Origin of the sequence: Pseudomonas sp. AP19 (genome assembly GCF_001728855.1) — a bacterium.
Classification (GTDB): Bacteria; Pseudomonadota; Gammaproteobacteria; order Pseudomonadales; family Pseudomonadaceae; genus Aquipseudomonas; species Aquipseudomonas fluorescens.
In genome coordinates this window covers 12039-27187 of record NZ_LXJP01000012.1, presented here as the reverse complement: position 1 = coordinate 27187, position 15149 = coordinate 12039, and the positions used below count along the sequence as shown (strand labels likewise).

Sequence of the window (15149 nt, the reverse complement as noted above, 5' to 3'; positions counted from 1 at the left end):
ACCGCCTTCGCGAGCAAGCCCGCTCCCACATTTGGCTCTCTTTTCACAAGAGATCGGTGGTGTCGGGAGGTCAGGCGCCGGGCAACGCCAACTGCGGATTGACGAAGTCAAACGCCGCCAGCTGAAACCCTTGCTCATCCACCTGCAATGCCCAACCCTGCTTGTCCCAATCCCCCAGCACAATGCGCTTGGCCGCCTGGTCACCAATCTGCAACTTATGAATGGCCGGGCGGTGCGTATGGCCGTGGACCAGGGTGCGCACGCCGAATTGCTGCATCACCTGCGGCACTTCCGCGGGGGTCACATCGACTATGTCGTTGGCTTTCATGCGGACCTGGGCGCTGCTCTCGCTGCGCAGTTTGCGCGCCAGCTTGTGCCGGGTACGCAAGGGCAAGTGACGCAGGATAAACAGCACAATCGGATTGCGCAGGATGCGCCGCAGCTTCATATAGCCGACGTCGCGGGTGCACAGGCTGTCGCCGTGCATCAACAGCACAGGTTCGCCATAGAACTGCACGACACTGGGGTCCTTGAGCAAGGTGGCGCCTGCCGCTGTGCAGAATGCCTTGCCGATCAGGAAGTCCCGGTTGCCATGCATGATAAAAATCGGGGTGCCGCTGTCGCTCAGCTCACGCAGCGCCGCGCAAATCGAACGCTGGAAAGGTGTCATTCCATCGTCGCCAACCCAGGCTTCAAAGAAGTCCCCCAGAATGTACAACGCCTGGGCGCCACGGGCGCGACCGTGGAGCAAATCCAGAAACGCCCGGGTAATGTCCGGGCGCTCCTCTTCCAGATGCAAATCTGAAATCAGCAATATCACCCAACGATCTCGGCTTTCTCGACGATCACGTCTTCTACCGGAACATCCTGGTGACCGGCTTTACCGGTGGTTTGCACGCCTTTGATCTTGTCGACGACGTCCTGGCCTTCGGTCACTTTACCGAATACCGCGTAACCCCAACCCTGCACGTTCTTGCCGCTGTGGTTCAGGAAGGCGTTGTCGGCGACGTTGATGAAGAACTGCGCGGAGGCTGAATGCGGCTCCATGGTACGGGCCATGGCGACGGTGTACTTGTCGTTGGAGAGGCCGTTGTCTGCTTCGTTCTGGATGCTTGGGCGCTTGTCTTTCTTTTCTTTCATGCCTGGCTCGAAACCACCGCCCTGGACCATGAAGTTGCCGATGACACGGTGGAAAACGGTGCCATCGTAGTGGTGAGCATTCACGTATTCGATGAAGTTGGCGACGGTGTTCGGCGCTTTCTCGGCGTTCAGCTCGATGACGATGTCACCGTGGTTGGTGGTCAGTTTGACTTGAGTCATGTTCACTACTCTTTTCAGGGAATTCGTGGGTTTGGACGCCGGGGCGTCTTACCTGTCTGGCTAAACGAGGGCCAAGGCGCGCAGTTTAGCGTGCCCAGCGGGAATTTCGAGGCGGTTTTTTATCGCCCCGGTCATTAAAAGCGGAATTAAACAGCAGTTTTTGGTCCCAGCCTGTCAGTGTCTTGACTGCTTCGGCTATTATGAGCCCTTTGTTTTATCTGGCCCCACCTGGCCACGAACCTGTCTGTTCAAGGATCCTATGAGCAAGCCCACTGTCGACCCTACCTCGAATTCCAAGGCCGGACCTGCCGTCCCGGTCAATTTCCTGCGCCCGATCATCCAGGCGGACCTGGATTCGGGCAAGCATACGCAGATCGTCACCCGCTTCCCGCCAGAGCCCAACGGCTACCTGCACATCGGTCATGCCAAGTCGATTTGTGTGAACTTCGGCCTGGCTCAGGAGTTCGGTGGCGTTACGCACCTGCGTTTCGACGACACCAACCCGGCCAAGGAAGACCAGGAATACATCGACGCCATCGAAAGCGACATCAAGTGGCTGGGCTTCGAATGGTCCGGTGAAGTGCGCTATGCATCCAAGTATTTCGACCAGCTGTTCGACTGGGCCGTCGAGTTGATCAAGGCCGGCAAGGCCTACGTTGACGACCTGACCCCCGAGCAAGCCAAGGAATACCGTGGCAGCCTGACCGAGCCGGGCAAGAACAGCCCGTTCCGCGACCGTTCGGTCGAAGAGAACCTCGACTGGTTCAACCGCATGCGCGCCGGTGAGTTCCCGGACGGCGCCCGCGTGCTGCGCGCCAAGATCGACATGGCCTCGCCGAACATGAACCTGCGCGACCCGATCATGTACCGCATTCGCCATGCCCATCACCACCAGACCGGTGACAAGTGGTGCATCTACCCCAACTACGACTTCACCCACGGTCAGTCGGACGCCATCGAAGGCATCACCCACTCCATCTGCACCCTGGAGTTCGAAAGCCATCGCCCTCTGTACGAATGGTTCCTGGACAGCCTGCCGGTGCCGGCGCACCCGCGTCAGTACGAATTCAGCCGCCTGAACCTGAACTACACCATCACCAGCAAGCGCAAGCTCAAGCAACTGGTCGATGAAAAGCACGTGCATGGCTGGGACGACCCGCGCATGTCGACGCTCTCGGGTTTCCGTCGTCGTGGCTACACCCCGGCGTCGATCCGCAATTTCTGCGACATGGTCGGCACCAACCGTTCTGACGGTGTGGTCGATTACGGCATGCTTGAGTTCAGCATCCGTCAGGATCTGGACGCGAACGCGCCGCGCGCCATGTGCGTGCTGCGTCCGTTGAAAGTCGTGATCACCAACTACCCGGAAGACAAGGTCGACCACCTTGAGCTGCCGCGTCACCCGCAGAAAGAAGAGCTGGGCGTGCGCAAGCTGTCGTTCGCGCGCGAAATCTACATCGACCGTGACGACTTCATGGAAGAGCCGCCGAAGGGTTACAAGCGCCTGGAGCCGAACGGCGAAGTGCGCCTGCGTGGCAGCTACGTGATCCGCGCCGACGAAGCAATCAAGGACGCCGAAGGCAACATCGTCGAACTGCGCTGCTCGTACGATCCGGAAACACTCGGCAAGAACCCTGAAGGCCGTAAGGTCAAGGGCGTGATCCACTGGGTGCCGGCCGCTGCCAGCATCGAGTGCGAAGTGCGTCTGTACGATCGTCTGTTCCGATCGCCGAACCCGGAGAAGGCCGAAGACAGCGCCAGCTTCCTGGACAACATCAACCCTGACTCGCTGCAAGTGCTTACAGGTTGTCGTGCTGAGCCATCGCTTGGCGACGCACAGCCGGAAGACCGTTTCCAGTTCGAGCGCGAAGGTTACTTCTGCGCGGATATCAAGGACTCGAAACCCGGTGCTCCGGTATTCAACCGTACCGTGACCTTGCGTGATTCGTGGGGCCAGTGATCAAGTCTTAAGGGATATGTCGTGCTAACGATCTACAACACACTCAGCAAAACCAAAGAAGTCTTCAAGCCGCTGGATGGCAACAAGGTGCGCATGTACGTGTGCGGCATGACCGTGTACGACTACTGCCACATCGGCCACGGCCGCAGCATGGTTGCCTTCGACCTGGTGACGCGCTGGTTGCGTTTCAGCGGCTATGACTTGACGTACGTGCGCAACATCACCGACATCGACGACAAGATCATCAACCGCGCCAACGAAAACGGCGAGTCGTTCGACGCACTGACCGAACGCATGATCGCCGCCATGCATGAGGACGAGGCCCGCCTCAACATCCTCAAGCCGGACATGGAACCGCGTGCCACGGACCACATCCCTGGCATGCACGCGATGATCCAGACCCTGATCGACAAGGGTTACGCCTACGCCCCGGGCAATGGCGACGTGTACTATCGCGTCGCCAAGTTCATGGGCTACGGCAAGCTGTCGCGCAAGAAAATCGAAGACCTGCGCATCGGCGCACGCATCGAAGTCGACGAAGCCAAGCAAGACCCGCTCGACTTCGTGCTGTGGAAAGGCACCAAGCCCGGCGAGCCAAGCTGGGAGTCGCCATGGGGCGCCGGGCGTCCGGGCTGGCACATCGAATGCTCGGTGATGTCCACGTGCTGCCTGGGCGAGACCTTCGACATTCATGGCGGCGGCAGCGACCTCGAGTTCCCGCACCACGAAAACGAAATCGCCCAAAGCGAAGCGGCTACCGGCAAGACCTACGCCAACGCCTGGATGCACTGCGGCATGATCCGCATCAATGGCGAGAAGATGTCCAAGTCCTTGAACAACTTCTTCACCATTCGCGACGTGCTGGAAAAGTACCACCCAGAAGTTGTGCGTTATTTGCTGGTGTCCAGCCACTACCGCAGCGCCATCAACTATTCGGAAGACAACCTCAAGGACGCCAAAGGCGCTCTGGAGCGTTTCTACCACGCGTTGAAAGGCCTGCCCGCCGTGGCGCCTGCCGGCGGCGACGCCTTCGTGGCACGCTTTACCGAAGTCATGAACGACGACTTCGGTACGCCGGAAGCCTGCGCGGTGCTGTTCGAGATGGTGCGTGAGATCAACCGCCTGCGCGAGACGGATCTCGACGCGGCGGCAGGTCTGGCGGCGCGCTTGAAAGAGCTGGCCAGCGTGCTGGGTGTGCTGCAGATGGAAGCTGATGACTTCCTGCAAGCCGGCGCCGAAGGGCGCGTGGATGCGGCCGAGGTTGATGCGCTGATTCAAGCGCGCCTGGCTGCGCGTGCCGGCAAAGACTGGGCGGAGTCCGACCGTATCCGTGACCAACTGACCGCGATGGGTGTGGTGTTGGAAGACGGCAAGGGCGGCACGACGTGGCGGTTGGCTGATCAGGCTTGATCGGTAAACCCTGAATAAAAAACGCCCCGACTGGTTCGGGGCGTTTTTTTTGGCCGGTGTTATTTCAGCGACCTACTCAACCCAAATGTGGGAGCGGGCTTGCTCGCGAATGCGGTGGATCAGTTAAAGATGTATCAACTGACACTCCGTCTTCGCGAGCAAGCCCGCTCCCACATTTTACCGTGCCCGCCCTGCATGCCCGCTGTTGTTGGATTTATCCCTGGGTTTGGCTGGAATTGAGGCTTAGTGTTTTTTCCACCATCAACTGGATTCCCTCCAGCATCCGGCAAATTCCAAGCACCACGCTGCGCGGATTGCCGTCTACCTCAAACGCCAAATGGCTTGCCAGCGCTTGAACCGACGCAAGATCCTCCGACGCGTTGACCAGCAGCGTCTCGACGTCTAATCCTTCACGTACGGTAAACAAACCATGATCCTCAGCAGATGGCTCTGGTTTTTCAGACGGGTTCAGGTAGTGATTGATCGATCGATGAGCGGCAGCGTGAAATGCGGTTGAATCTGACGGTGGATTCGGACTGTCTTTAATCATGGCGTAGCTCCTAGAGTATTGGAGTCACCACCCATCGCTGCGAAACGATATTTGGGTGGCAGCTGTACGCAGGTTCGCAGACCGGGACTCTAGCGCCCGGCATACCCGAAGGTATCCCGCGCACAGCCGCCATAACATCAGGCATTAAAAAGCGCCCGCTATCTGAGGTGGACGCTGTGCGTCTAGAGTTTAACCGAGCTGCGAAACCCGGTCGCTGAATTTGCAGCGACCGCCAAAGATTAGGCGGCCATTTTCTGAGCGGCAACCCTAAAGAGCTGTAGGGCGTTTCCTTGCAATGGGCTCCGAAGTGTTGCTGAGTTCATATGCACTACCAGTCGTGTAGTTATGAACAGTCGCGTGGTATTCACCGTTCTTGAAATGCAGGGCAACGCCGTCATCCAGCGCGTAGGCGGGGTGTATGTTTTTAAGTCGAACCAGTTCAACAAACGAAGATTCTCTCCCCGCCTCTGAGCTGAAGTGCGGGCACAGCGCGCCAGGGAGAAAACCCAGTCCGTCGACCAGCGCATATACGCCCCCTGAGTCGGAATGCCCGTGGTCGAACCAGCAGATGGCGCCGGCACTGACGCCGCAAAGCACTTTGCCGTGTTCCTGGGCTTGCTTCAAAAGGGCGGTCACGTCAAATTCACGCCAGATGGCCAGCAAGGCTCGGGTGTTGCCGCCGGCCACATAGATGATGTCAGCCTGTTCAAACAGCGCGGCAACATGACCCGGGGCTGGAAAAGGCGGAATGAAAAACGTCAATGGCACAACGGTGCAGCCGGCGCTTTGGTATTTGAGCGTGAAGTCGGCAATCTTCGTACGGTCATCGCCATTGGCGGTGGAGATATAGAGCACCGTGGGCTGGGTTTTGCCCGAGGAAGCGACGATATATTCGTCGATGCGGGTCATGCGCGTCATGTCTTCGCTGGACTCGCCGCCGATGACAATAATGTTTCTATCCATGGTGAACTCCTGTCTCAGCACAGCGGGCATACCCAGGTCTTAGGACATTTCCCAAAATGCCCGTAGGGTTTGACGCTCATTCCATCCTAGCTTTAGATGGTTGCCACGACCAAACCCAAGACGAAACTGGCGGTGATTCAAATGGATTGTATTTTCTGCAGCATCGTTCAAAAGACTTCCCCGGCGCACATCCTGTGGGAAGACGACCACCATATGGCGTTCCTTTCGATCTTCCCAAACACGCCAGGTTTCAGTGTGGTGATCCCCAAGCAGCACTACGGCAGTTATGCGTTCGCGCAGTCGGATTCGGTGCTGGCTGATCTGGCTGTGGCGGCCAAAAAGACTGCGTTGCAGATTGACCGGGCGTTTCCCGATGTGGCGCGCACGGGGATGATTCTGGAAGGGTATGGCGTGGATCATCTGCATGCGAAGCTGTTTCCCATGCACGGAACGGGGCAGGACAGTGCGTTCAAACCTCGCAGCTCGAAGGTGGATAAGTACTTTGAGACGTATGAGGGGTATATATCGTCTCACGATTCGGTACGGGCTGATGATCAGGGGCTGGCTGAACTCGCTGCGCATATCAGGTCATTTAGCTAACCTTTTGGAGGGCTCATGCAGCAGTCATTGGGCATTCTTTTGCGGGGCGTGGATCTTGCGGTACTCATTGGGGCTAATGCCCAGGCGACGCACGAACGCACGCCTGAAACCATCCACATTGGCGTACCCAACCTGATTGGCCAGACGCTTGAGGGATACATCGGCGCTGTCGAGCAGTTGGCGGGCTCCGTCGATGCGCGCCCGTTCAACGAATTCGGCTGGGGTCTGGCCGGCGTCAGCCTTGAATACCCTGGCGAAATTGCGTTCGCTCATGCCCATGTGTCGGGCCAGTAGTGGCACGCTGAGGTCGGTCGCCAAGTGTTCGATGATGTAATGCTGTATATCGCGAATCGCGCTGCGCTCGGCGCTCTGGGCTGCCAATTGGGCACTGAACTGCGATTGGCCGCCGGGGCGCTTGAGGTACATCACCATTTCCCTGGCCACGCTCAGTGCCAGGTCCCGACCGTGATCCTCTTCCACCAGGGCCAATGCCAGGTCCATCCCCGCCGTGATGCCCGCTGAGGTATACAGGTTGCCATCGCGGATGAAGATGCTATCGGCGTCCACCTGGATGTTCGGGTACTGGCGAGCCAGGGCCGCACTGGAGTTCCAGTGGGTGGTGGCCCTACGGCCTGCCAGCAGCCCGGCTGCAGCCAGTACGAAGGCACCGCTGCACACCGAGCCGACACGACGCGCCTTGCCCGCCTGCCGACGCACCCAGTGCAATACGCGAAGATTATCGGTGATATCGCCGATTGCCGGGCTGCCGGCGATGAGCAGGGTATCGATGTGGGCGTCGAAGGTTTCAATGCAGTCATCCGTTTCCACGCGCAAGCCACTGGTACCCTTGATAGGGCCGGGTCGGACCCCGATCACCGCTATTCGGTAGGTACGAGGTTTACCCAGTTGGCGTGCGGCTTCAGCGAATACATCGGTCGGTCCGACGAGGTCGAGCATTTGGATGCGTGGGGGTGCAAGAAGAGCGATTTTCATCGAGTTGCCCGTCTAGGCTGTGAATTTGGCTGAAAACGTCGTTAGTTGATGATTGTTGTCATATTTCGATTGGCTGAAAATAGCGTCTACGTCATTTTCAGTCAATTGGGTACATCATGAGTCATAGCAATCTGTCGGTGGCCAAGCCTGCCGAGTCGAGCCAAGGTACACATTCGATCAAGAACCTCCCCATCAACTTGTTTGGCAGTGTCATGGGGCTTGCCGGCTTGAGCTTGGCGTGGCGGTTAGCCAGCCCTGGCCTGAGTGAGGCCAGTATCTTCGGCGAAAATCTTGCCGAGTTCATCGGCATGCTTTCGGCTCTGGTGTTTGTCTTATTAGCGGTGGGTTACACGAGCAAATGGATCAAACACCCTGAGGCGGTAAAAGCAGAGTTTTCTCATCCGGTAACCGGCAACTTTTTTGGCACCGTGACTATTGCGTTACTGCTGCTTTCGGCCATAGCGATGTCATACAGCACGCTGTTGGGCCAGGTGATATGGGCGGTCGGTAGTGGGCTGACTGTGTTGCTGGCGGCGGTCGTGGTTTTTCGTTTGCTCAGCGGCGGCCGGGAGGCCCAGTTGGCCGTGCCTGCCTGGTTGATTCCAGGCGTTGCGGCATTGGATATTGCGGTGACCGGGGCCCATATGCCCATGGCCTGGGCTCACGAACTCAACCTCTTCGCCATCGCAATGGGCAGCACATTGGCAGTGGTGCTGTTCAATCGAATTTTCGCCCGGCTGATTCATGAACCGGCGATGGCCAAGGGCATGACGCCTTCACTCATGGTGATGGTGGCGCCTTTTGCCGTAGGATTTCTGGCTTATGTGAACGTTTTCGGTGCTGTTGACCGTTTTGCCAGCGTTCTTTTTTACTTTGGCCTGTTCCTGTTTGTAGTGTTGGCGTTCAAAGTGTTTCGAAACGCAGCGCCTTTCTCGCCAGTGTGGTGGTCGATCAGTTTTCCCATTGCGGCATTGAGCAATGCCGCGTTGAAGTACGCTGATGCGCAACAGAGCTTGTTTTTAAGCCTGGTAGCTTATGGGTTGTTGGTATTCCTGACGCTTGCATTGGCTGTTATGCTCGTCAAAACGGTGAAAATGGCACTCGACGGGCGCTTGTTGGCAAGCTGACGGGCGCTCTGGCAAGCATTTTCAGGCGCACGCTGGCTCGCTCTTACCTGCTTTTTTCTGTGCGGCTACTGACTTCGGTGGGCACATCATTGCCCGCCATGCGCTTTCTAAACAGCGCAGTACGCGCCAGCAGCAAGGTGGTCACCGGCACCGTGATCGCCAACAAAATCGGAATCAACCAGCCGTGCAGCACCGGCGCGGACTTGAGCACCGAAAAGTAGATAATCGACGCCAACGCCACACACCACGCGCCCAGCGTCGAGGCCAGTGCGGGTGGGTGCATGCGTTGGAAAAAGTCCTTCATGCGCAGTAACCCAATCGCGCCGATCAGTGCAAACAGGCTGCTCAGCACCAGCAGCACCGCCACGATGACTTCAACCCATAACGGCATCATTCAATCACCTCGCCACGTAGCAGGAATTTCGCCAGGGCGAACGACCCGACAAAGCCAAACAGCGCAATCAGCAGCGCTGCTTCAAAGTAGGTGTCACTGGCATAGCGAATGCCGAGCACCAGCATCATCAGCATCGCCAGGATGTACAGATAATCCAGCGCCAGGACCCGGTCTTGTGCGGAGGGGCCTTTGAACAGGCGTAACAGCGTCAGCACCATTGCCAGGGAAAACAGGAACAGGCTGAACAGGATCGCATTGGAGAGCAGGTCGCTCATTCGAAGATCTCCATCAGGGGCCGTTCGTAGGCGTGTTTGAAGTGCTGGATAAACTGCGCTTCGTCACTCAGGTCGAACACGTGGATCAGCAAAATACTGCGGTCCAGCGCCAGTTCCGACCAGACGGTGCCGGGGGTGACACTGGTGATCATCGACAGCACGGCCAGGCCGTTGGGGTCGCGCAGGTCCAGCGGGATTTTCACAAAGCGCGAGCGCGGTGGCCGTGAGCCGCACACCAACACGCCCCAGGCTACTTGCAGATTGGATGCGATCACATCGCGACCCACCAGGAAAAACAGGCGGATGATCACACCTGGGCGGCGGATGCGGATCGGCAAGGGGCGCAACGGTGCCATCAGCAGCGGCGCGAGAAAACCCATCAGCGCGCCCAGCAACAGGTTGCCGGGGCTGATCGACAAGTTCAACACCAGCCACAACACCCACAATGCCAGCGACAACCACGGGGCCGGAAACAGACGCTTCATGGCTGCACCTCCAGCGCGGCGGCTTTGGCTTCAGGGCTGGGTATCGGTCGCGTCGCCATCACCGCCATCACATAGTGTTCCGGGTTGTTCAGGCTCTCGGCGGTGGCTTGGGTGTAGCGCATCAACGGCTCGGCCTTGAAGGTCAGAATGATGCTCAGGCCGAGCAGGAAGAAAATCGGTATGCACTCGTAACGACGCAGCAGCGGCGAGGGGCGCTCTTCCGGGGTCCAGAAACGCTGGATGCCCAGACGGGCGAAGGCGATCAGCGACGCCAGGCCAGACAGGATCAGCAACGCCACCAGGCCCCAGGCGGCCGGACGGATCGGTTCATCCACTGCGTTGCCCAGGCCCATGGGATTGACCAGCGCACTCAACAAGCTGAGTTTGCCGATAAACCCGGACAACGGCGGCATGCCGATAATCAACAGCGCGCAAGCGACAAAGCTCAAACCGAGAAAGGCCATGGTCCAGGGAATCACCTGGCCGACCACGGCTTTCTGCTCATCGTCCAGGTTCACGCCCGGACGCGGGTGCAGGGACTCCATGGCCTTGGGCAGTGCATCGATTTCTTCATCCAGCGGCAGGTCATTGGCCGAACGCGAGCGCTCGATCAACTCAGCCAGCAGGAACAGCGCGCTCAAGGCCAGTGTTGAGCTGACCAGATAGAACAACGCGCCGGCGGTGAGGCTTGGCTGGGCAAAACCCACGGCCGACAGCAGGATCCCGGCCGACACCAGAATGCTCAAACTGGCCATGCGCTCCAGCCGTTGCGCGGCCAGCATCGCCAGCGCCGCGCAGATAATCGTCGCCATGCCGCCGTACACCAGCCAGTCGCCGCCAAACAACGCCGAAGCACCGGCCTGGCCGGAAAACAGCAGGGTCCACAGGCGCAGCACGGTATATACGCCGACCTTGGTCATGATCGCAAACATCGCCGCCACCGGTGCGCTGGCCGAGGAATAGGCGGGCGCCAACCAGAAATTCAACGGCCACATGCCGGCTTTGGCCAGGAATGCCGTCGCCAGAATCGCCGCGCCAGCGTGCAACAGGCCGCGATCCGCCTCCGGCACCAGCGGGATTTTCAGTGCCAGGTCAGCGAAGTTCAGCGTGCCGGTTACGCCGTAGATCATCGCCGCGCCAATCAGAAACAGCGACGACGCCAGCAGGTTGATCGCGATGTAATGCAGCCCTGACGACACCCGCGCGCGGCCCGAACCGTGCAACATCAAGCCGTAGGACGCCGCCAGCAGCACCTCGAAGAACACGAACAGGTTGAACAAGTCCGCGGTGAGAAAGGCGCCGTACAGGCCCATCATCTGAATCTGGAACAGCGCATGAAAACTGGTGCCGGCACGGTCCCAGCGGGCCATGGCGAACAGCAGCGCACTCACGCCGATGATGCCGGTGAGCACCAGCATCAATGCCGAGAGTTGGTCCACCACCAGTACGATGCCGAACGGCACCTGCCAGTTGCCCGGCAGGTACACACCAATCGAGCCGGGGCCGCCTTGTTGCGTCCAGTACAGCAGCAGGATGGCAATGCCCAGGCCGACGATGCTGGAGAACAGGTTGATTTTTGCCTTCAGCGGGCGACGTTTTTCGCCAAGCATCAGCATCAGTGCAGCCGTCAGCAGTGGCAGCAGGATCGGCGCGACGATCATTTGGTTGACCCAATTCATTCCTTGGGCTCCCGGCCGTCCACATGGTCAGTACCGGTCAGGCCCCGGGAAGCCAGCAGTACCACCAGGAACAATGCGGTCATGGCGAAGCTGATCACGATCGCCGTCAGCACCAGCGCCTGAGGCAGCGGGTCGGTGTAGTTGAGCAGGTCTTGCGGCACGCCGTCCTTGATGATCGGCTCCTTGCCGATAAACAGGCTGCCCATGCTGAATATGAACAGGTTGACCCCGTACGACAGCAGGCACAGGCCCATCACCACCTGGAACGTGCGTGGCCGCAGGATCAGCCAGACGCCGGAGGCCGCCAGGACTCCAATGGCAATTGCGATGACTTCTTCCATCAGGCGGCTCCTTCCGTTGCGGCAACGGCTTTCGCCTGGTTGCTCGGTTTATGGGCCCGCACGGATTGGTGACCGAGGGCGGTGAGCATCAACAGCGTCGAACCGACGACCATGGCGTAGACGCCGATGTCGAAGAACAGCGCGCTGGCGATATGGATATCGCCCAGCACCGGCAGGCTGAAGTGCCAGGTGTGGGTCGTCAGGAACGGGTACCCGGCAAACAACGCGCCGAGCCCGGTCAATGTCGCCGAGAGCAGGCCAAAGCCCATCCAGCGCATCGGCCGCAGGCTCATCTGCGCTTCGACCCACTGGGTGCCGGCCACCATGTATTGCAGGATAAACGCCACCGACATCACCAGGCCTGCGACGAACCCGCCGCCTGGCTGGTTGTGGCCGCGCATAAACAGATAGAACGACACCACCAGCGCAATCGGCAGCAGCAGGCGCACCAGCACCGCCGGCACCATCATGAAGCCCAGGGCGGTGTCGCTGGCCTGGCGCGGGTTGACCAGGTCGGTGGCCACGTCCGGCGCCAGTTGGCGTTGTTGTGCGGGCAGTTGCATGCTTTCTTTCGAAGGACGGAACCGGCGCAGCAGGGCGTAGACGGTCAGCGCCACGGCGCCAAGCACGGTGATTTCGCCCAGGGTGTCGAAGCCCCGGAAGTCCACCAGCATTACGTTCACCACATTGCTGCCGCCGCCTTCGGGCAGGGCGCGGCTGAGGTAGAACGAGGAGATATCGTTGGGCGTCTGGCGGGTCAGCATTGCGTAGGACAACAACGCCATGCCGCCGCCCACCACGGTGGACAGCAGGAAGTCACGCAGACGCCGGATGCGTGCCTTGCGCAGCGAGCTGGGCAATGGCGACACTTCTTCGATCCGCCGTGGCAGCCAGCGCAGGCCCAGCAGGATCAGCACGGTGGTGACGACTTCGACCACCAGTTGCGTGAGGGCCAGGTCCGGCGCCGAGAACCACACGAAGGTGACGCAGGTGACCATGCCGCACACGCTGACCATGGTCAGGGCTGCCAGCCGGTGATACTTGGCTTGCCAGGCGGCGCCCAGTGCACAGGCAATCGCCAGTAACCACAGGGTCACGAACACGATGGAACCGGGGATCTTCGGCCTGTCGCCCCAGCTGATCCCGCTGTTCAGCATCGGGATCAAACCTGCCACCACCGCCGCCAATACCAACAGGAATAGCTGGGTTTGCAGGCGCTTGGTGCTGATGCGTTTTTCGATCTTGCGCACGCCGCGCATCATCACCACCAGGCAGCGCTCGAACATGCGCTTGCCGTTGAAGTAGCTGATCACCGGCGGGTATTTGAAGCGGCCACGCTTGAGTTGCTTGCGCAGCAGCAGGTACAGCACCACGCCGCCGGACATGGCTACCAGGCTCATGATCATCGGCGCATTCCAGCCGTGCCAGATCGCCAGGCTGTATTCGGGCAGTTCACCGCCGACAACCGGCAGCGCGGCGGCGGCGAGGATCGAACCGACCACCTGGGCCGGGAAAATCCCCACCAGCAGGCAAGTGAATACCAGCAATTCAACCGGTGCGCGCATCCAGCGCGGCGGTTCGTGGGGCGTGTGGGGCAGGTCGGTTGCGGGCGGGCCGAAGAACACATCGACCGTGAAGCGCAGCGCATAGGCCACGCTGAAGGTGCCGGCGATGGTCGCGATCATCGGCAGGGCGATTTCCACCCAGGCGGTCGATGACACGAACACGGTTTCGGCGAAGAACATTTCTTTGGACAGGAAACCATTGAGCAACGGCACGCCGGCCATGGATGCACTGGCCACCATTGCCAGGGTCGCGGTAAACGGGATCAGCCGCACCAGGCCACTGAGCCTGCGGATATCCCGCGTGCCGCTTTCATGGTCGATGATGCCCGCCGCCATGAACAGCGAGGCCTTGAAGGTCGCGTGGTTGAGGATATGAAACACCGCCGCGACGGCGGCCAGCGGGCTGTTGAGGCCCAGCAGCAGGGTAATCAGCCCGAGGTGGCTGATGGTGGAATAGGCCAGCAGGCCCTTGAGATCATTCTGAAACATGGCGCAGTAAGCGCCGAGGAGGAGGGTGACTGCGCCGGCACCGCCGACGATCCAGAACCATTCTTCGCTGCCGGACAGCGACGGCCACAGGCGGGCCAGCAGGAACACGCCGGCCTTCACCATCGTCGCCGAGTGCAGGTAGGCAGAAACCGGAGTCGGTGCCGCCATCGCGTGAGGCAGCCAGAAATGGAAGGGGAACTGGGCGCTTTTGCTCAAGGCGCCGATCAGCACCAGAGCCAGCATCACCGGGTACAGGGAGTGCGCACGAATCTGATCGCCCGCCGCCAGCACCTGGTCCAGGTCATAGCTGCCGACGATATGCCCCAGCAGCATCACGCCCGCCAGCAGGCACAAGCCGCCCGCGCCGGTGACCATCAAGGCCATATAGGCGCCACGCCTGGCGTCGGCGCGGTGGTGCCAGTAGCCGATCAGCAGGAACGAGAACAGGCTGGTCAGTTCCCAGAAAAATACGATCTGGATCAGGTTGCCGGAAATCACCAGGCCGAGCATGGCGCCCATAAAAGCCAGGAAAAATGCGAAGAAACGCGGCACCGGGTCGTCCGGCGACATGTAGTAACGCGCATACAGCGACACCAGCGTACCGATGCCCAGCACCAGCATCGAGAACAACCAGGCAAACCCGTCCATGCGCAACACGAAGTTCAGCCCAAGGCTGGGCAACCACATGAATTCTTCGCGGATCACGCCACCGTGGGCGATCTGGGGGTAGAGCAGGGCGACTTGAACAGTGCCGACCAAGGCCACCAGGCCGGCCAGCAGGGATTCGGTGTTACGTGCATTATGCGGCAGCAAGGCCGCCAGACAGCTGCCGATAAAAGGCAGAAGCAGTAGAACTATCAGGGACATAGGCTTCTAATCTGCGGGAGTTTGGGATGCATCATACGTGCCGCTTTCTCGATCACCAAACGGCAAGATGTGGCAGGATCCTACAAGGTAGGCCGAAAACCCCCGTTTGGCATTGTTTCAGGTGGCCCCTT

At 59.7% G+C, this 15149-nt stretch carries 15 protein-coding genes; 4 read left to right on the top strand and 11 right to left on the bottom strand.

The genetic code is table 11. From position 1 onward, the window contains the following. Window positions 1-70: 70 nt before the first annotated feature. On the bottom strand, window positions 71-820 hold the full coding sequence (gene lpxH / locus A7D21_RS11310) for a UDP-2,3-diacylglucosamine diphosphatase (RefSeq protein WP_053256905.1): 750 nt from the start codon (window positions 818-820) through the stop codon (window positions 71-73). After that, a complete protein-coding gene (locus tag A7D21_RS11305) occupies window positions 817-1320 on the bottom strand; it encodes a peptidylprolyl isomerase (protein ID WP_069551725.1) in 504 nt (167 codons plus the stop codon). Before A7D21_RS11305 ends, lpxH begins: the two co-directional genes overlap by 4 nt. Window positions 1321-1579: 259 nt before the next feature. On the opposite strand from A7D21_RS11305, the gene A7D21_RS11300 reads away from it, so the two are divergent. Both A7D21_RS11300 and cysS read left to right on the top strand, forming a co-directional pair. After that, window positions 1580-3280, top strand: a complete 1701-nt coding sequence (locus A7D21_RS11300) for a glutamine--tRNA ligase/YqeY domain fusion protein (protein WP_069551724.1) — start codon at window positions 1580-1582, stop codon at window positions 3278-3280. 21 nt (window positions 3281-3301) lie between these two features. Next, a complete protein-coding gene (gene cysS, locus A7D21_RS11295; protein ID WP_053256902.1) occupies window positions 3302-4690 on the top strand; it encodes a cysteine--tRNA ligase in 1389 nt (462 codons plus the stop codon). 214 nt (window positions 4691-4904) lie between these two features. Here cysS and A7D21_RS11290 read toward each other — a convergent pair whose 3' ends face one another. After that, window positions 4905-5240, bottom strand: a complete 336-nt coding sequence (locus A7D21_RS11290) for a DUF6124 family protein (RefSeq protein WP_069551723.1) — start codon at window positions 5238-5240, stop codon at window positions 4905-4907. 267 nt (window positions 5241-5507) lie between these two features. Further along, the gene (locus A7D21_RS11285) at window positions 5508-6203 is read right to left on the bottom strand and encodes a peptidase E (RefSeq protein ID WP_069551722.1); all 696 of its coding nucleotides are present in this window, start codon (window positions 6201-6203) and stop codon (window positions 5508-5510) included. Between the two features lie 141 nt (window positions 6204-6344). Here A7D21_RS11285 and A7D21_RS11280 point away from each other — a divergent pair, with 141 nt between their 5' ends. Continuing rightward, the gene (locus A7D21_RS11280) at window positions 6345-6803 is read left to right on the top strand and encodes an HIT family protein (RefSeq protein WP_046072497.1); all 459 of its coding nucleotides are present in this window, start codon (window positions 6345-6347) and stop codon (window positions 6801-6803) included. A gap of 24 nt (window positions 6804-6827) precedes the next feature. Here A7D21_RS11280 and A7D21_RS11275 read toward each other — a convergent pair whose 3' ends face one another. Then, complete coding sequence (locus tag A7D21_RS11275) at window positions 6828-7796, bottom strand: GlxA family transcriptional regulator (protein ID WP_053256899.1); 969 nt, start codon at window positions 7794-7796, stop codon at window positions 6828-6830. Window positions 7797-7912: 116 nt separating this feature from the next. On the opposite strand from A7D21_RS11275, the gene A7D21_RS11270 reads away from it, so the two are divergent. Beyond that, window positions 7913-8923: an SLAC1 anion channel family protein gene (locus A7D21_RS11270; RefSeq protein WP_069551721.1), complete on the top strand. Its 1011-nt coding sequence runs from the start codon at window positions 7913-7915 to the stop codon at window positions 8921-8923. Between the two features lie 43 nt (window positions 8924-8966). Here the strand turns inward: A7D21_RS11270 and A7D21_RS11265 are convergent, their stop codons facing one another. Genes A7D21_RS11265 through A7D21_RS11240 form a run of 6 tightly spaced genes read right to left on the bottom strand, consistent with a single transcriptional unit; the run spans window position 8967 to window position 15018 of the window. After that, window positions 8967-9317 (bottom strand): Na+/H+ antiporter subunit G, encoded by a 351-nt coding sequence (locus A7D21_RS11265; RefSeq protein WP_053256897.1) that lies wholly within the window; start codon window positions 9315-9317, stop codon window positions 8967-8969. Next, entirely contained in the window at window positions 9314-9592 is a 279-nt protein-coding gene (locus A7D21_RS11260; RefSeq protein ID WP_053256896.1) for a K+/H+ antiporter subunit F, read from the bottom strand. The genes A7D21_RS11265 and A7D21_RS11260 overlap by 4 nt, the downstream gene beginning before the upstream one ends. Then, window positions 9589-10077 (bottom strand): Na+/H+ antiporter subunit E, encoded by a 489-nt coding sequence (locus tag A7D21_RS11255; protein WP_053256895.1) that lies wholly within the window; start codon window positions 10075-10077, stop codon window positions 9589-9591. The genes A7D21_RS11260 and A7D21_RS11255 overlap by 4 nt, the downstream gene beginning before the upstream one ends. After that, window positions 10074-11756 (bottom strand): monovalent cation/H+ antiporter subunit D, encoded by a 1683-nt coding sequence (locus tag A7D21_RS11250; RefSeq protein WP_053256894.1) that lies wholly within the window; start codon window positions 11754-11756, stop codon window positions 10074-10076. Before A7D21_RS11250 ends, A7D21_RS11255 begins: the two co-directional genes overlap by 4 nt. Beyond that, on the bottom strand, window positions 11753-12097 hold the full coding sequence (locus A7D21_RS11245) for a Na+/H+ antiporter subunit C (RefSeq protein WP_003192163.1): 345 nt from the start codon (window positions 12095-12097) through the stop codon (window positions 11753-11755). The genes A7D21_RS11250 and A7D21_RS11245 overlap by 4 nt, the downstream gene beginning before the upstream one ends. Continuing rightward, window positions 12097-15018, bottom strand: a complete 2922-nt coding sequence (locus A7D21_RS11240; protein WP_053256893.1) for a monovalent cation/H+ antiporter subunit A — start codon at window positions 15016-15018, stop codon at window positions 12097-12099. Before A7D21_RS11240 ends, A7D21_RS11245 begins: the two co-directional genes overlap by 1 nt. Between the last annotated feature and the right edge of the window lie 131 nt (window positions 15019-15149).